Source organism: Bradyrhizobium sp. B120, from assembly GCF_049075665.1.
GTDB lineage: Bacteria > Pseudomonadota > Alphaproteobacteria > Rhizobiales > Xanthobacteraceae > Bradyrhizobium.
Genome location: NZ_CP185242.1, coordinates 8,004,398 through 8,022,391 on the forward strand (window position 1 = coordinate 8,004,398; position 17,994 = coordinate 8,022,391).

The window sequence follows — 17,994 nt, forward strand, 5'->3', positions numbered from 1 at the left end:
CCATGACGCGTGTTCTGATCGCCGACGACGAAGACTCGATGCGCTCGCTGGTCGCGCGCGCCATCGCCATGGACGGCCACGAGACCGTGACCGCGCAGGACGGCGCCGAGGCGCTGGAGATGCTTACGCGCGATGAAGGCGCGTTCGACCTGCTGCTCACCGACATCCAGATGCCCGTCATGGACGGCATCGCGCTGGCCCTGACCGCGGCGCGCGATTTCCCCGCATTGAAGATCCTGCTGATGACCGGCTTCGCCCACCAGCGCGAGCGCGCCTCCGGCCTCGAGGCGATCGTGCACGACGTGGTGACCAAGCCGTTCTCGGTCGCCGATATCCGCACCGCGGTTGCGGATGCGCTGGCGGCACGGAAGGCGCAATAGCTCGTCATTGCCGGGCTTGACCCGGCAATCCATCCCCGAAGAACAATTCTCGCGAAGCTCGATGGATGCGCGGGTCAAGCCCGCGCATGACGAGGGTGGTGCGCGGTGCTTTCCGCGTCGTCATTGCAAGCGAAGCAACTCGCCTCACATTCTGTGTCATGCTCCGCCACCGGGTCGCGCGAACGCGCGCCCGATGACAGGCTCCAGCGGGGCATCCAGTACGCCGCGGCCTCTCTGGCGTCTCTGGAATACTGGATCGCCCCGGTCGAGCCGGGCGATGACAGTGGAATGTGTGGCGAGCTCAATAATCCTTCAGCAGCCGCTCGATGTAGTCGAGCTCGAGCTGCGGCCTTGACGGATCGGCGAGGCGGCGGCGCAGCTCTTCGAGGATGCGGCGGACGCGCTGGACGTCGATCTCGCCGGGGATCTTCACCGTGTAGTCGTCACCGAACTCGCGGCCGTGCAGCGGCCGGCCGAGCGGATCGGTCTGGTTGCCGCCGCTCTGCTGGCGGCCGGCTCGGTTGCCGGGGCCATCGCCCGGCTGGTCGCCGTCACCCTGCTGCATCGCGTCGGCAAGGCTCTGCGCGCCCTTGCGCAGCGCATCCAGCGCACGTCCCTGCGAATCCACCGCACCGTCGGCATTGCCCTCGCCGAGCCGCCCGGAGGCATCGCCCATCGCCGAATCGGCCTGGTCGAGCCCGTCGCCGTCGTCATCACCCTGATCGCCGCCCTGATCGCCCTGCTGCGCCTGGTCGCCCTTCTGGCCTTGCCCCTTCTGGCCCTTCTGGCCGCGCTGCTCCGGTCCCATGCCGCGCTTGGCGAGCTCTTCCTGCAGCTTCTTCAGGCGGTCGCGCAGCGCCTGCTGATCCTGCTGCAGGTCGCCCATCGACTGGTCGCCCTGCTTGCCGCGCATCCGGTCGCGGCGAGAATCCTGGCCCTGCTTGAAGGTCTTGTCGCGCAGCTGCTGCTGCTTGCGGATCATGTCGCCGAGCTCGTTGAGCGACTGCTGCATGTCGTCGTCGCCCTGATTGGGCTGCGCCATCTGCAGGTTTTCCAGCATCTGCTGCATCTGTTCCAGCAGCTGCCGCGCCGCATCCTTGTCGCCGGAGCGCGACAGCCGCTCCATGCGATCGAGCATGTTCTTCAGATCCTGCTGGCTCAGCACCTTGGCATTGGGATCGAGCGGGCGGGCGAGCTGCTGCGGATTGTTGCGGAACTGCTCGACCATCTGGCGCAGGAAATTGTCCAGCGCCGCGCGCAGATTGTCGGTGAGCTTCTTGATCTCCTCGTCGCTCGCGCCGCGCTCCAGCGCCTGCTTGAGCGCGTCCTGCGCCGCGCGCAACGCCTTGTCGACGTCACTGATGTTGCCGTCCTCGATGGTGACGGCGAGCGCCCACAGGCTGGCGACGACCTCGCGCAGCTGGTCGTCGGTGCGCGCCGCCTCGAGCTGGCGGCTCACGGTGTGGAGGCCGAGATAATAGCCGGTTTCCGGCATGAACATTTCCGGCGCGATCATCAGCGCGTCGAGCGCGGCGTAGACCTGGCCGTTCTGGTTTGCATCGAGCGCCAGGATGCGGCGCTGCTCGATCAGCGCGCGCGCCAGGGGCTTGGTGAACAGCCGCTCGGGCAGCCGCATATTGAACGGCTCGCTCTTGCCCTCATTGCCGGCCTCGTCCTTGGCGGTCAGCGTCAGCGTCACGTCGGCGCCGGCGTAAGGGTCCTCGCTGAGGTCCTTGACGGTCTGGCCGATGCCGTTGCGGGTGCGCGCATTGGGCAGCACCAGCGGAAATTGCGGCGGCTCGAACAATGGACGCGGCTGCGCGGCCTTGCCGTCGGCATCCTTTGACGCTTCCTTGGGCGCATCAGCCGGCCGCGCCGCGAACTGCGCGCGGGCTTCGGTGACGCCGTAATCGTCCTCGAGCCTGTAGGACATCTGCAGGGCGCCACGCGCCTGCCGCTCCGGATCCTTGGCGAGCGCAATCGACGGCGGCCGGTCCGGCGTCGCGGTGAACTTCCACTGCGGCTGCCCGGCCGGGGCGCGGACATGCGCGGTGCCGTCGCTGGTGATCTTGAAATGCCGCTCATTGGTGCCCTTGGGGGCCTGCCCCTCCGGCGCGACCTCGGCGACGCCGCCACCGACCACGACGTCGATGGTGCCGCCGCTGGAGCGCACCAAGAGCGTGCTGCCGGCCGGAACCGCGAGCGGGGTGCTGTCGGCCGCGTTGGCGTCCTTGTTGGCGTTGGACAGGATGATCGGCGGCTTGCCGGTGTAGTTCGGCGGCGTCACCCAGGCGTCGACCCGGACGTTGGCCGGCGCCATGATCCCGTTCCAGTCGAACGCGGAGGCGACCCGCAGGCCGCGCTCGTCACCGGCGGCGACATAGGTCGCGACCAGCATCACGATGACCAGCGCGCGCAGCGCCCAGGGGTCGTGCAGCGAGACGCGCGGCCGCGGCAGGCCGGCGCGGATGCGCTTGATCGAGGCCAGCGTGCGCTCGCGCTGCGCCTGCCACAGCGCCAGCGCGAACGGATCCTTGTTGGTGAGCGTGTCGGAGAGCGTGGTCGCGGGGCGATGGCGGACACCGGCGCCGCGGTCGAGCCGGCTCAGGCCATCCTCGCGGCTCGGCCAGCGGAAACGCAGCAGCGGCAAGAGCACCGCGAGCGCGGCAATCCCGAACAGGCCGGCGCCGGCCACGCGTGCGGCAAACGGCAACACCAGCCACAGTCCGGCCCAGGACGCGACCAGGAACAGACCGGCGACCGTCAGGAACCGCGCCAGATGCGGCCACGCCCGCTCCCACGCAATCGCGAATTTCGCCCGCTGCAGAGCCTCGGTCAGCTTCAATTGCGTCAGCTTCAGCCGCGCGTCCGCATCGCTGTCGCGGGCGGCGCGTGACGGGTTCTCGGACGGGTCGATGTTGGCTCCGCTCAATAAGATCTCCGGGGTAGCCGGCAGGTCACCCTAGCACAGCGGCGGCTTTGGGGCACCCGTTCCGGGACGTAACCCACACCGGGAAATACGCATAACACGAAGGCGTGACTGCGGCGGTTCGACCCCGTAACGTCCCGGCCGAACCAACGCCTTACGCATGAGGAAACGACATGGACCAAAAAACACACGACAAGGGGCTCGAAATCCGCAAGGCGGTGCTCGGCGAGGCCTATGTCAACAATGCGCTGAAGAACTCGGACAGCTTCAACAAGCCGTTCCAGGAACTGGTCACGGAATATTGCTGGGGCGCGGTCTGGGGCCGCGAGGAATTGCCGCGCAAGACGCGCAGCATGCTCAACCTCGCCATGATCTCGATCCTGAACCGCCCGCACGAGCTGAAGGCGCACATCAAGGGCGCGCTGACCAACGGCGTGTCGCGCGACGAGATCCGCGAGATCTTCATGCAGGTCTCGATCTATGCCGGCATTCCCGCCGGCGTCGACAGCTTCCGCATCGCGCGCGAAGTGTTCGCCGAGCTCGACAACAAGGCGTGAGCGAACTCCACTCGCTGTCGTCCCGGCCAAGCGAAGCGCGAGCCGGGACCCATAACCACAGCTCGTTGTCGTTACGACGGCTGTGGCCCCAGCTAAACCAAACAACTCAGTCCTGGGGTTATGGGTCCCTGCTTTCGCAGGGACGACATCGAATGCGGGGCGCGCGGCGCGACACATAACGACATAGAGGAAACGAGAAATGGAAATCGGATTCATCGGCCTCGGGAAGATGGGCTTCCCGATGGCGCGCCGGCTGATCGAGGCCGGCCACAAGCTCACCGTATTCGACACGAGCAAGGACGCGCTCGATCGCCTGGTTGCGCTCGGCGCCGCAACGGCAACGTCGCCGAAGGACATCGCCGACCGCGTCGAGACCGTGATGGCGAGCCTGCCCTCGCTGCAGGCCTCGCTCGAGGTCGCGACCGGCGCCGGCGGCGTGATCGAGGGCACGCGCGTCAAGCGCTTCATCGATCTCTCCACCGTCGGCTCGCAGATGGCGGTGAAGATCCACGACCTGCTGGCGAAGAAGAACATCGTGCAGATCGACAGCCCGGTCTCCGGCGGCGTCTCCGGCGCCGAGAAGGGCACGCTGGCGGTGATGGTGTCGGGCCCGCGGGCCGATTTCGACCTGGTGAAGGCCGCGCTCGACGTCATCGGCAAGGTGTTCTTCATCGGCATCAAGCCGGGTTCCGGCCAGACCATGAAGCTCGCCAACAACTTCCTGTCGGCGACCGCGATGGTCGCAACCTCGGAAGCGGTCGTGATGGGCGTGAAGTCGGGGCTCGATCCGGCCGTGATGATCGACGTCATCAATGCAGGCTCGGGGCTGAACACCGCGAGCCGCGACAAGTTTCCGCGCTCGGTGCTGCCGCGCAGCTTCGACTTCGGCTTCGCCACCGGCCTGATGGTGAAGGACGTGCGCCTCGCCGTCGAGGAGATGCGTTCGCTCGGGCTGTCGATGGAAGTTGCCGAAGCGGTCGGTCGGCTCTGGGAAGTCATCATCCGCGACGAGGGACCGGAGTCGGATTTCACCGCGGCGATCAAGCCGATCGAGAAGGCCGCGGGCGTGATCGTCGGCGGCGGTGGTAAGGGCGGCGCGCACGCGGCGAAATAACGCTCTCGCCGAAATAAACGCCGTCGTCCCGGGCAAGCCAACGGGTCGGCGCGAAGCGCCGCCCGATGACAGGCTCCGCGCGACCCGGGACCCATAACCACAGGTTTCGTGGCTTGGCTGAGCTGGAGCCCCAGCTCAGTACGACAACCAAGAGCGGTGGTTATGGGTCCCTGCTTTCGCAGGGACGACACCGTTGATGCGGCACGCTCAGTGCCTCACAGCTACGGCGCGGGCTTGTGCATTGCGACAAGAGGCGCGGACGCCACCGCCCCGCTTTCATCCTCAAGTTGTCATCTCGGCCAGCTATCCTGTCTCCCCTACAAAACTGCAAAAAATCGGGGAGGATAGAATGAGGCGTCATCGACCCTATCGTGTCGGCGCGAGCATGGCCCTGTTTGCCGGCATCCTGATCGCCAGCTCGCCAGCCATGGCGACGCCGTGCAGCAATCTGCAATCCTTGCAACTGCAGCACACCGTCATCAATTCGGCGACCGACAACAGTACCGGAACGTTCGTCGTTCCCGGCAACCCACCGACCACGATCACCGGTCTCCCACCGTTCTGCCGGGTGACCGCAACCCTTACGCCGAGTTCGGATTCCAGCATCAAGATCGAGATCTGGCTGCCTGAGGGCACGTGGAACGGCAGGTTCCTCGGCACCGGCGGCGGCGGGTTCCAGGGCGACATCACCTACAGCGAGCTTGCGAGCGGCATCAAGGCCGGCTTTGCCGCGACCAACAGCGACCTCGGCACCGGATCCTCGGGATGCAATCCGCTGTTCTGCGGCTCGAACGGCAACATGGGCAATCCGCTCGCGACCGAGTTCGGCGATCCGGCCGCGCCGTCGACCGGCCTGTTCGGACATCCCGAGCGGATCAAGGATTTCGGCTTCCGGGCCATTCACCTGATGACCGTGCGCGGCAAGGAGATCGCGGGCGCGTTCTATGGGCAGCGCGCGAAGACGGCCTACTTCGCCGGCTGCTCCACCGGCGGCCAGAATGCCTTGATGGAGGCGCAGCGCTTCCCCGACGACTATGACGGCATCCTGGCGGGCGCAGCGGCGTTCAACCGCACCCACCTGCATATGGCGGGGCTTTTCGGCTGGCAGAACACGCATGCGAGCCCCGGCCGGTTCATCCAGCCGGGCCAGATGACACTGATCAACCAGGCTGTCCTCAAGCAGTGCGTCGGCCACGACGGCGGCGCCGGCACCGACCAGTTCCTGACCGATCCGCGCGATTGCGGTTTCGATCCGAAGTCGTTGCTGTGCACCGGCGGCAAGCAGCCACCCGCATGCCTGACGGCCGATCAGGTCACGACCATGCAGAAATATTACGCGGGCACGATCGACCCGGTGAACGGGCAGCTCATCAATCCGGGCTCCGAGCGCGGCAACGAGACCGACGACGTGCTGGCGCTCGGCCTTGCGTTCCAGGAGCAACTTCCCGAGCCGGCGTTCGACGGCCTGTTCTACTGGGTGTTCGGCCCGAGCTTCGGCTACCCGTCAAGCAAGGTCAATTTTGCGAATTTCGACTTCCACCGCGCGGTCGACAAGGTCGACGATCAGCTCGCCGAGATGCTGAACGCAACCAGCACCGATCTCGGCGAATTCCGCGAGCATGGCGGCAAGCTCATCATGTATCACGGCTGGGCCGACCCGCTGATCCCGTCGCAGAGCAGCATCAACTACTTCAATGCCCTGGTCGGCAACGACGGCCACGGCTTCCAGCCCGCCGGCTTTGTCCCGGGCGGCAACCCGGCGCTGCGGCGGACCCAGAGCTATGCGCGGCTGTTCATGGTGCCGGGGATGTACCACTGCTCCGGAGGGCCCGGTCCCAACACGTTCGACGCGCTCACCCCGCTGGTCAACTGGGTCGAGAACGGCACGGCGCCGGAGACCATCCTCGCCACCAAGTTCGTTGCCGATACGCCGCCCGCCGTCCAGTTCACGCGGCCGCTCTGCGTCTTCCCGAAAGTCGCGCAGTACAACGGCAGCGGCAGCAGCAGCATTGCGGCGAACTTCACCTGCGTCGCGCACGACCACGAGTTCAACCAGACGCCGGCGCCGAAATACGGGCCGTGAGGACCACGACGTCGGCGAGCTTCCGGGCTCGCCGGCGGCTTTTGATATCTCCTGTCGACAAAGCAAACGGTGTCGTCCCGGGCAAGCGAAGCGCGACCCGGGACCCATAACCACAGGCGGTTGTGGTTTGAGGGGCTGGGGCCCCAGCTAACTGCAAACACAACGAGCGGTGGTTATGGGTCCCTGCTTTCGCAGGGACGACACCATTGATGCGGCAGGCTCAGTGCATCACAACCACGGCGCGGGCTTGTCCATCGCGATCAGCGCGTCGACGTCGATGCGCGGGCGGACCACGGCGTACTGGTCGTCCTTGACCAGCACTTCCGGCACCAAGGGCCGCGTGTTGTAGGTGCCGGCCTGCACCGCGCCATAGGCGCCGGCGGTCATGACGGCCAGCAGATCGCCGGCCTTCGGCTGCGGCAGCGAACGATCGAGCGCGAGATAGTCGCCGGTCTCGCAGACCGGGCCGACCACGTCGGCGACCATGGTCGGGGTATCAGGCGCAGGCTGGCGCACCGGCAGAATGTCGTGATGCGCCTCATACAGCGTCGGCCGGATCAGGTCGTTCATCGCGGCGTCGATGATCACGAAGTTCTTGGCATCGCCCGGCTTCACATGGATCACGCGGGTGACCAGGATGCCGGCATTGCCGACGATCAGGCGGCCCGGCTCGAACATCAGCGTGCAGCCGAGATTATGCGTGACGCGCTTGACCATCGCGGCGTAGGCGGCCGGTGCCGGCGGCGCGGCGCGGTCCATGTAGTAGGGAATGCCGAGGCCGCCGCCGAAATCGACATGCGAGATGTCGTGGCCGTCGGCGCGCAGCGTCTGCACGAATTCGGCGAGCAGCCGAAACGCGGCCTCCAGCGGACCGAGATCGGTGATCTGGCTGCCGATATGCACATCGGTGCCGGTGACCTTGATGCCCGGCAACTTCGCCGCGCGGGCATAGACCTCGCGGGCGCGCGCGATCGGAATGCCGAACTTGTTTTCCGACTTGCCGGTCGAGATCTTGGCGTGGGTGCCGGCATCGACGTCGGGATTGACCCGCACCGAGATGCGCGCGGTCGTCTTCATTTCGACCGCCAGGCGCGACAGCATCTCGAGCTCGGGTTCGGACTCGATATTGATGCAGAGGATGTCGGCGGCGAGCGCGGCACGCAGCTCGCTTTCGGTCTTGCCGACGCCCGAGAACAGGATCTTCGACGGCGGGATGCCGGCTGCGAGCGCCCGCTTCAACTCACCACCGGACACCACGTCGGCGCCGGCGCCGAGCTTGGCCAGCGTGCGCAGCACCGACTGGTTGGAGTTCGCCTTCATCGCGTAGCAGACCAGCGCCTTCTCACCGGCAAAGGCCTCGGTGAAGACGCGGTAGTGGCGCTCCAGCGTCGCGGTCGAATAGCAATAGAACGGCGTGCCGACGGCCTCCGCCAGCTCAATGAGATTGACCGCCTCGGCATGCAGCACGCCGTTGCGATAGTCGAAATGGTTCATGACGGGCTTGAATGTTTGAGCATGATCTTTTCGGAAAACCGGTTTCCACTTTTCCGGATCATGCTCCAGATACTAGTTGCCGAGCAGCGGATCGAGCACGAACGACCGTTTATTGCCTTTCGACGCCGCCGGCGCGGCATCCGAGCCATAGGTCGGATTGAACACGCTGGGCTGTTCCGCGCGCTCGCGCTCGGTGTCGCCCGGTGCTACGGCCGGCGCGGCGTTCGCGGTCGGCGGCAGGTCGAGCGGTCCCTTGCGGCCGCAGCCGCCGAGCGCAAGCGTTGCAGCGCTCAGCACAATGATGGCCCATCCCGAAGGGGTCAGGCGGTTCTTGCTAATCACGACGAATTCCCCAATTCGGGCGGCACCATACAAACATTGGCATGCTCTGGCGAGAGGCGGAGGCCTGAGAAATCACGACCAAATTTTCCGGATCAGCCCAATTTTCGCTCTTTTTCCAGCCGCTTGGCCCAGGCCTTGGCCTGCGCCATCACATTCTTCGGCGCTGTGCCGCCAAACGAGGTGCGGCTCTTGACCGAGGATTCGACGCTGAGCACCTTCAGTGCCTCGGCCGTAATCTTCGGCTCGACCTCCTGCATGGCCTTGAGCGGCAGCTCGTGCAGCGCGACGCCCTGTGCCGAGGCCAGGCCGACGATGCGCCCGGTAACATGGTGGGCGTCGCGGAACGGCATTTTCAGGGTGCGCACCAGCCAGTCGGCCAGGTCGGTCGCGGTCGCATAGCCCTCGCCGGCCGCGGCCTTCATCTTCGCCTCGTCCGGCACCAGATCCTCGACCATACCGGTCATGGCGCGGATCGCGAGGGACAGCGCCTCGAACGCCTCCATCGCGCCCTGCTTGTCCTCCTGCATGTCCTTTTGATAGGCGAGCGGCAGGCCCTTCATCACGATCAGGAGCGCGGTCAGCGCACCGATCACGCGGCCGGTCTTGGCGCGCACCAGCTCGGCGGCGTCCGGATTCCGCTTCTGCGGCATGATCGACGAGCCGGTGGTGAACTTGTCGCTGAGCTTGACGAGACCGACCAAGGGCGAGGTCCAGATCACGATCTCCTCGGCGAAACGTGACATGTGCACCGCGCAGATCGCGGCCGCCGACAGCGTTTCCAGCACGAAATCGCGGTCGGACACCGCATCGAGCGAATTGGCCATCGGCCGGTCGAAGCCGAGCGCCCTGGCGGTCGCCGTGCGATCGATCGGGAACGAGGTGCCGGCCAGCGCGGCGGCACCGAGCGGCGATTCGTTCAGCCGCTTGCGCGCGTCGGCAAAGCGGCCGCGGTCGCGGCCGGCCATCTCGACATAGGCCAGCAGATGATGACCGAAGGTCACGGGCTGCGCGGTCTGAAGATGGGTGAAGCCCGGCATCACGGTTCCGGCATGCTCCAGCGCGCGGGTAACCAGCGCCTGCTGGAACGCGGCCAGCGCGGCATTTGTCTCGTCGATGGTGTCGCGGACATAGAGCCGAAAATCGGTCGCGACCTGGTCGTTGCGCGACCGCGCGGTGTGCAGCCGGCCCGCCGCGGGCCCGATCAGTTCGGACAGCCGCGACTCGACATTCATATGGATGTCCTCGAGCGCGCGCTTGAAATCGAAATCGCCCTTACCGATTTCTGACAAAATCGTGTCTAGACCTTTGCCGATATTTTTCGCATCAGCTGACGTGATGATGCCTTGCGCGGCGAGCATCGCGGCGTGGGCCTTGGACGCGGCAATGTCCTGGGCATAAAGGTGACGGTCGACGTCGATGGAGACGTTGATTTCCTCCATGATGGCGTCGGGACGCTCCGAGAACCGGCCGCCCCACATCTTGTTGCTCATGACATCTCGCTCACGAATTCGTATTTCAGGCTGTGCTGTTCTTTGGCCGTAGTGGCGAAACAGCATGGCGGTTCCGGACGTATTCCCGGCACTGCTTAGCCACATCTGACCCAGGATGACAAACGATATGCCCGAGACGACCCCAACCGAACCGACCGCCAAGCCGACTGCCAAATGGCGCATCCCGCTGGTGATCGGCGCCGTGCTGGCCGGGGCCGTGATCGGCTATGTCGGCGTCTCCGGGCTCAGGCATCCCCCCGGCGGCGACGTCGCCTGCAACAGCGCGGTGGATCTGGCCAAGAAGATCGCCCCGCTCGCCCACGGCGAGGTCGCGGCGCTGACCATGGCAACCACGCCCTTGAGGCTGCCCGACCTGACCTTCGAGGACGCCAACGGCCAGCCGAAGAAACTCTCGGACTGGCGCGGCAAGACCGTGCTGGTCAATCTGTGGGCGACCTGGTGCGTGCCCTGCCGCAAGGAAATGCCGGCGCTCGACAGCCTGCAGACCAAGCTCGGCGGCAAGGATTTCGAGGTGGTCGCGATCAACATCGACACCCGCGATCCGGACAAGCCGAAGAACTTCCTCAAAGAGGCCAATCTGACCAATCTCGGCTATTTCAGCGACCAGAAAGCCAAGGTCTTTCAGGATCTTAAGAACATAGGCAAGGCGCTGGGCATGCCGACTTCGGTGCTGGTCGACGGCAAGGGCTGCGAAATCGCCAATATCGCCGGTCCCGCCGAATGGGCGAGCGACGATGCGATCAAGCTGGTGAAGGCGGCGCTAGCCCCGGCCGCGGCGGGGTTCTGATCAGGCGACGGCGTTGAGGTTGCCACCGACGCCGGGACCGAGATTGGCGGTCGACGGTGTGCCGAGCAGGGTCTGAACCGCGAACTTTTCCGCATCGAGGTTCTGCTTGGTCACGCGGGTCGCGATCTGACCCTGCAGATTGCCCTGCTGCATCGACAGGATGCTCGACACCATGCTCATCATGTCCATACGCGGCACTCCAAAGCTTGCTTTTGCGTAGCGCGCGAAAGTTAATGTTTGGGTAACGGGTGGCCGCGTCAGGCTGACGCATCGTTTGGATGAAGCGCCGCTCAGGCCGCGTTCGCGGCAAAGGCCGCACCGAGGGTGCGCAGCGCCTGCCGTGTCCGCGCGTCCGACAGCTTTGAGTGAAGCATGACGTCGCGCGACGGCAATGGCGGCAGGCCAAGCCGCGGCCCGAGGTCGACGGTATCCGCCGGCGCCACCCGGCGCGCCAGTGCGGCAACGGCGAGGCCTGCGGATATCGCAGCGCCGATCGTCGAAAGCCCGCCACCGACGAACGCCTCGGTCCAGGCGATGCCGGCGGCGTCGAGAGTCTCGACCGCCATGGCGCGCACGCTGCACGGCTCGGCTTGCGTCGCCAGGCGCAGCGGCTCGCCCGGCCGATGGTGAAAATCGGGCGCGGCCATCCAGCCGAAAGGTTCTTCGAACAGCACATCGCCATCGCGGCGCTTGGCGTCGTGGCGCAGCACGATCGCCGCATCGAGCCTGCCGTCGTCGAATGCGCTGAGCACCGAACGTGACGTATCGACATGCAACTGGATCACCAGTCCTGGATCAGTGGCGTTCATCCGCTTCAACAGCGAGGCCAATTCCGATCCGACGATGTGGTGACTGATGCCGACGACAAGCCGGCGGTGCTCGACCGCAAACGACCCAAGCGCCGATTGATGCGCGGCCACCAGATTGCGCGCCGCGCCGAGGAAGGCAGTGCCCTCCGCGGACAGCCGAACCAGCCGCGGCGTCCGCTCCAGCAGCCGCCGGCCGAGCCCGTCTTCCAGCCGCCTGATCTTCAGGCTGACCGCGGACTGCGTGGTCTCCATGACCTGCGCCGCGCGCGTGAAGCTGCTGAGGTCGGCCACCAGGACAAAGGCCTGCACCGCCTCGACATCGAGCGCTCTCATGACCATCCATTTAAAAATGAAATCATTGAAATACGCTATCATACCGTTTTTCAATGATCAACGAACTCCTAGGATCAGCGCAGTCAACGATTGCCACCAGGAGACAACATCATGCCGCTGACCCGCGTCTCACTGCGACGGGGCAAGCCCGCCGCCTACCGCAAGGCCATTCTCGAGAGCCTCTATCGCGCGATGCGCGAGACCTTCGATGTGCCGGAAGGCGATCGCTTCATGACGATCTCCGAGCACGATGACGACGACTTCGCCTATGGCGCGGACTATCTCGGCATCAGGCGCAGCGACGATCTGGTCATCGTCCAGATCACGGTCAGCAACACCCGCCCGGTGGCGCAGAAGCAGAAGCTCTATCGACGCATCGCCGAACTGCTGACGGAGAGTCCCGGCCTGCGCACTGAAGACATCTTCATCAACCTGGTCGAGGTGCTGCCGGAAAACTGGTCGTTCGGCAACGGTGAGGCGCAGTACGTCCGATGACCGCGACACCGATCCTCTCGCCGCGCATGAGCGGCATCAAGGCATCGCCCGCGTCGGTGCTGCGGCGCCGCGCCCGCGAATTGCGTGCCGCGGGACGCGACATCATCGAGCTGTCGTCGGGCAATCTGGACTTCCCGACGCCGGATCATGTGATCGCGGCGGCGCATGACGCGGCCTTGCGCGGCGAAACCCGCTACACCGATGTCGATGGCACGCCGGAACTGAAGCGCGCGGTGCAGGCCGCGCTGCTGCGCGACCATCGTCTCGACTATCGTCTGGATGAGATCGTCATCACCAACGGCTCGACCCAGGCGCTGTTCAACGCGCTGCTGACGACGCTTGCGCCCGGCGACGAGGTGATCGTCCCCGCACCCTATTGGGCGCCCTATCTCGATCAGGTGCGGCTCGCGGGCGGCACGCCGGTGGTCGTACCCTGCGCGCAGAACAACGGCTTCAAGCTGCGTGCCGAGGATTTGCAGGCGGCGATCTCGGCGCGGACGCGCTGGATCGTGCTCAACAATCCGGTCAATCCCTCAGGTGCGTTGTGTTCGCGCGAGGACCTGTCCAGGATCGCCGCGATCCTGCTGCAGCATCCGGACATCTGGGTGCTTGCCGACGGGCTCTACGAGCACATCACGTTCGACGGCGCGCCGGCGCCGACGCTTGCGGAGGTCGAGCCGCGCCTGAAGCCGCGGACGCTCACCGTCAGCGGCCTCGCCAAGAGCTACGCGATGATGGGATGGCGGATCGGCTATGCCGCCGGTCCTTCGGCGCTGATCCGCGCGATGATCACGATCCAGTCGCAGACCACGTCCGGCGCCTCGTCGATCAGCCAAGCCGCCGCGGTTGCTGCGCTCGACGGCGCGCAGGATGTGCTGGCCGAGCGTGCCGCCATCCTTCGCGCGAGGCGTGACCGTTTTGCCGAACTCGTGAACGGATGCCGCGGGCTTTCCTGCACGCCGCCCGAAGGTACATTCTATCTCCTGGTCAGTTGCGCCGGCGTGATCGGCAAGCGCGCGCCCGACGGCAAGCTGATTGCGACCGACCGCGATTTTGCGACCTACCTGCTTGAACAAGCCGATCTGGTGGTGTTCCCCGGCGAGGATCTCGGGCTGTCGCCCTATGTCCGCGTCAGCTTCGCCAACCCGTCACCTGTGATCGAGGAGGCCGGCAGGCGGCTGAAGCATGCCTGCGAGGCACTGCAATGACGGCACACGGGCAAAGCCAGCGCCTCGCGCTGACAGCGCATCTGCTCGGGCTTGGAACGGGTGTGGCGATGATTGCAGGTCTCGTGCCCGCGACGCTTGCGCTGCTGCGGGCACTGACCTGAAACGAGAGCGCGAATTACCGCGTCGGGACCGGCTTGTCGCCGCGATAGTCGTAGAAGCCGCGCTGGGATTTGCGTCCGAGCCAGCCGGCCTCGACGTATTTCACCAGCAACGGACACGGCCGGTACTTGGAGTCGGCGAGCCCCTCGTGCAGCACCTGCATGATCGACAGGCAGGTGTCGAGGCCGATGAAATCGGCGAGCTCGAGCGGGCCCATCGGGTGGTGCGCGCCGAGCTTCATCGCGGCATCGATCGCCTCGACGTTCCCGACGCCTTCATACAGCGTGTAGATCGCCTCGTTGATCATCGGCAGCAGAATGCGGTTGACGATGAAGGCGGGGAAATCTTCCGACACCGCGACCTGCTTGCCGAGCTTGGCGACGAACGCCTTGGCGGTGTCGAAGGTCGTGTCGTCGGTGGCGATGCCGCGGATCAGCTCGACCAGCTCCATCGCCGGCACCGGATTCATGAAATGAATGCCGATGAATTTCTCCGGGCGGTCGGTCGAGGCGGCGAGCCGCGTGATCGAGATCGAGGACGAATTGGTCGCGACGATCGCTTCCGGCTTCAGCACCGCACAGACGTCGTGGAAGATCTTGCGCTTGGTCTCTTCCTTCTCGACCGCGGTCTCGATCACGAGATCGCAATCGGCCAGCGCATCGATCGTCTCGGCGGAGGCGATGCGGTCGAGCGCCTGCTTGCGTTCGCCCTCGCTGATCCCCTTCTTGGCGACCTGGCGGGTCAGATTGCCGTTGATGGTCGCCAGCGCCGACTTCAGCCGGTCGGCGGAGACGTCATTGAGCACCACGTCGAAACCGGCCAGCGCCGCCACATGGGCAATGCCATTGCCCATCTGGCCCGAACCGATCACGCCGACCTTCTTGATTGCCACCGTCATCTTGTCATCCACCGGAACGGCGCGCATGTCGCGCCTGCCCAATTCCAACGATACCCGAAGTGAAGCCTTCCGGGTTGCCCAATCCGCCGGAAAACGTTTCCCGGGACCATGATGTGATTGCAGGCAATCACATCCCGATCCCATTTCCCCTGTCGGGCATGATCCTTCCGGAAAAACGTTTCCGGATCATTGCCTCGAAAATAACAACACCGGCCGGAGCTTACCCACCCGGCCGGTGTCTTGTCGCTTACTTTCCGAGCTTGCCGAGCGCTTCGGTCAGCTCCGGAACCGCCTGGTAGAGGTCGGCGACCAGGCCGTAATCGGCGACCTGGAAGATCGGCGCGTCCTCATCCTTGTTGATGGCGACGATCACCTTGGAGTCCTTCATGCCGGCCAGATGCTGGATCGCGCCGGAGATGCCGACTGCGACATAGAGTTCCGGGGCCACCACCTTGCCGGTCTGGCCGACCTGCCAGTCGTTCGGCGCATAGCCGGCATCGACCGCGGCGCGCGAGGCGCCGACGCCGGCACCGAGCTTGTCGGCGAGCGGCTCGATGTACTTGGCGAAGTTCTCGCGGCTCTGCATGGCACGGCCGCCCGAGACGATGATCTTGGCCGAGGTCAGTTCCGGACGGTCGCTCTTGGCGACTTCCTCGCCGACGAACGTGGACAGGCCCGGATCGGCGGCGGATGCGGCGTTCTCGATCGCGGCGCTGCCGCCCTCGCCGGCTGCGGCGAAGGTCGAGGTGCGGACCGTGATCACCTTCTTGGCGTCCTTCGACTTCACGGTCTGGATCGCGTTGCCGGCATAGATCGGTCGCTCATAGGTGTCGGGCGCGACGACCTTGATGATCTCGGAGACCTGCATGACGTCGAGCAGCGCTGCGACGCGCGGCATCACGTTCTTGAAGCGCGAGGTCGCGGGCGCGACGAAGGCGTCATAGCCAGGCGCCAGCGCGACGATCAGCGCAGCCAGCGGCTCGGCGAGGTCGTGCTCATAGGCGGGGCCTTCGGCCACCAGCACCTTCGCAACGCCGGCAAGCTTGGCGGCTGCTTCCGCCGCCGCCTTGGTGCCCTGGCCGCCACCGGCAACCAGCACATGGACGTCGCCACCGAGCTGGCTCGCCGCGGTCAGCGCCTTGTTGGTCGAGTCCTTCAGGGTCTCGTGGTCGTGTTCGGCAATCAACAGCGTCGTCATCAGAGAACCCCGGCTTCGGTCTTGAGCTTGTTCACGAGTTCGGCGACGTCCTTGACCTTGACGCCCGCCTTGCGGCCTGCCGGTTCCGCGGTCTTCAGCACTTCCAGACGCGGCGTCACGTCGACGCCGTAGTCAGCGACGCTCTTGTCGTCGATCGGCTTCTTCTTCGCCTTCATGATGTTGGGCAGCGACGCATAGCGCGGCTCGTTGAGGCGCAGGTCGGTGGTAACGATCGCCGGGCCCTTGAGCTTGATGGTCTGCAGACCACCGTCGACTTCGCGCGTGACCTTGAAGTCAGAACCATCGACCTCGAGCTTGGAGGCGAAGGTCGCCTGCGACCAGCCGAGCAGCGCGGCCAGCATCTGGCCGGTCTGATTGCTATCGTCGTCGATCGCCTGCTTGCCGAGAATAACGAGGCCGGGCTGCTCCGCCTCGACCACCGCCTTCAGGATCTTGGCGACCGCGAGCGGTTCGACATTGCCTTCGGCCTTGACGAGGATGCCGCGGTCGGCGCCCATCGCAAGCCCGGTGCGAATGGTCTCGGAAGCCTGCGCCGGTCCGATCGACACCACCACCACTTCGGTCGCCTTGCCGGCTTCCTTCAGCCGCAGCGCTTCCTCGACGGCGATTTCGTCGAACGGGTTCATCGACATCTTGACGTTGGCGAGCTCTACGCCCGTCCCGTCACTCTTGACGCGGACCTTGACGTTGTAGTCGACGACCCGCTTTACCGGCACAAGAACCTTCATCGATCCTCTTTCGCTTTGATTTTATGGGTTTCGGTTGGCTGGCGCGGAACCTAAAGGTCCCGTACCCCCCGGTCAACGCGGCAAAGCCAAAAAACCGTCCCTCGGTTTTGAACCAGTTTAGCGGTTCTGGCCCGGCACCCACAACACGTCCCCCGCCCCTTTATTGTTCAGGAAGCGGCTGGCAACGAACAGGAAATCCGACAGTCGGTTCATATACTGGATGCCAGCGGAATTGACCGTCTCATCCGGCCGGGCGGCGAGTTCCACCATGATCCGTTCCGCGCGGCGACATATCGTCCGGGCGAGATGCAGATATGCAGAAGCCGGCGTCCCGCCGGGCAGCACGAACGAGGTCAGCGGCGCCAGTTGGTCGTTGAGGCTGTCGATGTCGCGCTCGAGCCGCTCGACCTGGCTCGCCAGCATCCGCAGACGCTCAGTCTTGCCCTCACGCTCGGGCACTGCAAGGTCGGCGCCGAGATCGAACAGATCGTTCTGGATCCGGCCGAGCATCGCATCGACCTCGGGACTGTCGGCCAGATGCAGCCGCACCACGCCGATCGCGGCATTGGTCTCGTCGACGGTGCCATAGGCGGCAACCCGCAGATCGTATTTCGGCCGCCGTTCGCCGGAGCCGAGCGCGGTGGTGCCGTCATCGCCGGTGCGCGTGTAGATCCGATTGAGAACGACCATGGCCGTGATCCTCTAAGGTTTGCGCATCGCGTCTACCGCCCCATCGCCCAGACCGCGAGCATCGCGATGACGATGGCGACGAACTGAAACAGCACGCGCAGCCGCATCAGCTTCTGCGATGTGTTCGGCGAGCCGCCCTTCATCATGTTGATGAGGCCGAGCAGGAGCACCAGCGCGACGGCGCCGACGGCGATGGGAAGAATGATCGTGCTGAGGACAGATGTCATCTGCGGTACATAACACCGCAGGACACGGACTTCCACACAGGGGGCGCATGCAACCAACTGGCTTTTCACC

19 protein-coding genes are annotated in these 17,994 nt (G+C 65.4%); 8 read left to right on the forward strand and 11 right to left on the reverse strand.

What is annotated here, in order from left to right:
* The first annotated feature begins 2 nt into the window (after positions 1–2).
* On the forward strand, positions 3–380 hold the full coding sequence (locus ACOIX3_RS37220) for a response regulator (RefSeq protein WP_298378063.1): 378 nt from the start codon (positions 3–5) through the stop codon (positions 378–380).
* A gap of 301 nt (positions 381–681) precedes the next feature.
* On the opposite strand, the gene ACOIX3_RS37225 is transcribed toward ACOIX3_RS37220, so the two are convergent.
* The gene (locus ACOIX3_RS37225; RefSeq protein ID WP_420966957.1) at positions 682–3,312 is read right to left on the reverse strand and encodes a TIGR02302 family protein; all 2,631 of its coding nucleotides are present in this window, start codon (positions 3,310–3,312) and stop codon (positions 682–684) included.
* 170 nt (positions 3,313–3,482) lie between these two features.
* Between ACOIX3_RS37225 and ACOIX3_RS37230 the strand changes: the two genes are divergently transcribed.
* The 3 genes from ACOIX3_RS37230 (at position 3,483) to ACOIX3_RS37240 (ending at position 7,063) form a co-directional block, all read left to right on the forward strand.
* The gene (locus tag ACOIX3_RS37230) at positions 3,483–3,866 is read left to right on the forward strand and encodes a carboxymuconolactone decarboxylase family protein (protein ID WP_018268955.1); all 384 of its coding nucleotides are present in this window, start codon (positions 3,483–3,485) and stop codon (positions 3,864–3,866) included.
* A 199-nt stretch (positions 3,867–4,065) separates the two neighbouring features.
* Entirely contained in the window at positions 4,066–4,980 is a 915-nt protein-coding gene (locus ACOIX3_RS37235) for an NAD(P)-dependent oxidoreductase (RefSeq protein ID WP_420966958.1), read from the forward strand.
* Between the two features lie 349 nt (positions 4,981–5,329).
* Positions 5,330–7,063, forward strand: coding sequence for a tannase/feruloyl esterase family alpha/beta hydrolase (locus ACOIX3_RS37240; protein WP_420966959.1), 1,734 nt, complete (start codon positions 5,330–5,332; stop codon positions 7,061–7,063).
* 228 nt (positions 7,064–7,291) lie between these two features.
* On the opposite strand, the gene lysA is transcribed toward ACOIX3_RS37240, so the two are convergent.
* The 3 genes from lysA to argH form a co-directional block, all read right to left on the reverse strand.
* Positions 7,292–8,557 carry a diaminopimelate decarboxylase gene (gene lysA / locus ACOIX3_RS37245; protein ID WP_420966960.1) on the reverse strand — a complete coding sequence of 422 codons (1,266 nt, stop codon included), beginning with the start codon at positions 8,555–8,557 and terminating at the stop codon, positions 7,292–7,294.
* Between the two features lie 72 nt (positions 8,558–8,629).
* The gene (gene lptM / locus ACOIX3_RS37250; protein WP_420966961.1) at positions 8,630–8,899 is read right to left on the reverse strand and encodes an LPS translocon maturation chaperone LptM; all 270 of its coding nucleotides are present in this window, start codon (positions 8,897–8,899) and stop codon (positions 8,630–8,632) included.
* 92 nt (positions 8,900–8,991) lie between these two features.
* Positions 8,992–10,389, reverse strand: a complete 1,398-nt coding sequence (gene argH / locus ACOIX3_RS37255) for an argininosuccinate lyase (RefSeq protein ID WP_420966962.1) — start codon at positions 10,387–10,389, stop codon at positions 8,992–8,994.
* 127 nt (positions 10,390–10,516) lie between these two features.
* On the opposite strand from argH, the gene tlpA reads away from it, so the two are divergent.
* On the forward strand, positions 10,517–11,197 hold the full coding sequence (tlpA, locus tag ACOIX3_RS37260) for a thiol:disulfide interchange protein TlpA (protein ID WP_420966963.1): 681 nt from the start codon (positions 10,517–10,519) through the stop codon (positions 11,195–11,197).
* Here tlpA and ACOIX3_RS37265 read toward each other — a convergent pair whose 3' ends face one another.
* Both ACOIX3_RS37265 and ACOIX3_RS37270 read right to left on the reverse strand, forming a co-directional pair.
* On the reverse strand, positions 11,198–11,386 hold the full coding sequence (locus tag ACOIX3_RS37265) for a putative motility protein (RefSeq protein WP_092123268.1): 189 nt from the start codon (positions 11,384–11,386) through the stop codon (positions 11,198–11,200).
* Between the two features lie 101 nt (positions 11,387–11,487).
* Positions 11,488–12,345 (reverse strand): LysR substrate-binding domain-containing protein, encoded by an 858-nt coding sequence (locus tag ACOIX3_RS37270; RefSeq protein ID WP_420971886.1) that lies wholly within the window; start codon positions 12,343–12,345, stop codon positions 11,488–11,490.
* Between the two features lie 105 nt (positions 12,346–12,450).
* Between ACOIX3_RS37270 and ACOIX3_RS37275 the strand changes: the two genes are divergently transcribed.
* Genes ACOIX3_RS37275 through ACOIX3_RS37285 form a run of 3 tightly spaced genes read left to right on the forward strand, consistent with a single transcriptional unit; the run spans position 12,451 to position 14,164 of the window.
* A complete protein-coding gene (locus ACOIX3_RS37275; protein WP_420966964.1) occupies positions 12,451–12,834 on the forward strand; it encodes a tautomerase family protein in 384 nt (127 codons plus the stop codon).
* Positions 12,831–14,042 carry a pyridoxal phosphate-dependent aminotransferase gene (locus tag ACOIX3_RS37280; RefSeq protein WP_420966965.1) on the forward strand — a complete coding sequence of 404 codons (1,212 nt, stop codon included), beginning with the start codon at positions 12,831–12,833 and terminating at the stop codon, positions 14,040–14,042. Before ACOIX3_RS37275 ends, ACOIX3_RS37280 begins: the two co-directional genes overlap by 4 nt.
* Complete coding sequence (locus ACOIX3_RS37285; protein WP_420966966.1) at positions 14,039–14,164, forward strand: hypothetical protein; 126 nt, start codon at positions 14,039–14,041, stop codon at positions 14,162–14,164. Before ACOIX3_RS37280 ends, ACOIX3_RS37285 begins: the two co-directional genes overlap by 4 nt.
* A gap of 14 nt (positions 14,165–14,178) precedes the next feature.
* Here ACOIX3_RS37285 and ACOIX3_RS37290 read toward each other — a convergent pair whose 3' ends face one another.
* The 5 genes from ACOIX3_RS37290 to ACOIX3_RS37310 form a co-directional block, all read right to left on the reverse strand.
* On the reverse strand, positions 14,179–15,060 hold the full coding sequence (locus tag ACOIX3_RS37290; RefSeq protein ID WP_420966967.1) for a 3-hydroxybutyryl-CoA dehydrogenase: 882 nt from the start codon (positions 15,058–15,060) through the stop codon (positions 14,179–14,181).
* Positions 15,061–15,307: 247 nt separating this feature from the next.
* Positions 15,308–16,258, reverse strand: a complete 951-nt coding sequence (locus ACOIX3_RS37295) for an electron transfer flavoprotein subunit alpha/FixB family protein (RefSeq protein ID WP_420966968.1) — start codon at positions 16,256–16,258, stop codon at positions 15,308–15,310.
* Positions 16,258–17,007, reverse strand: coding sequence for an electron transfer flavoprotein subunit beta/FixA family protein (locus ACOIX3_RS37300; protein WP_420966969.1), 750 nt, complete (start codon positions 17,005–17,007; stop codon positions 16,258–16,260). Before ACOIX3_RS37300 ends, ACOIX3_RS37295 begins: the two co-directional genes overlap by 1 nt.
* A gap of 117 nt (positions 17,008–17,124) precedes the next feature.
* Positions 17,125–17,697, reverse strand: a complete 573-nt coding sequence (locus ACOIX3_RS37305) for a cob(I)yrinic acid a,c-diamide adenosyltransferase (RefSeq protein WP_420966970.1) — start codon at positions 17,695–17,697, stop codon at positions 17,125–17,127.
* Positions 17,698–17,729: 32 nt separating this feature from the next.
* Positions 17,730–17,924, reverse strand: a complete 195-nt coding sequence (locus ACOIX3_RS37310) for a twin transmembrane helix small protein (RefSeq protein WP_194456729.1) — start codon at positions 17,922–17,924, stop codon at positions 17,730–17,732.
* Between the last annotated feature and the right edge of the window lie 70 nt (positions 17,925–17,994).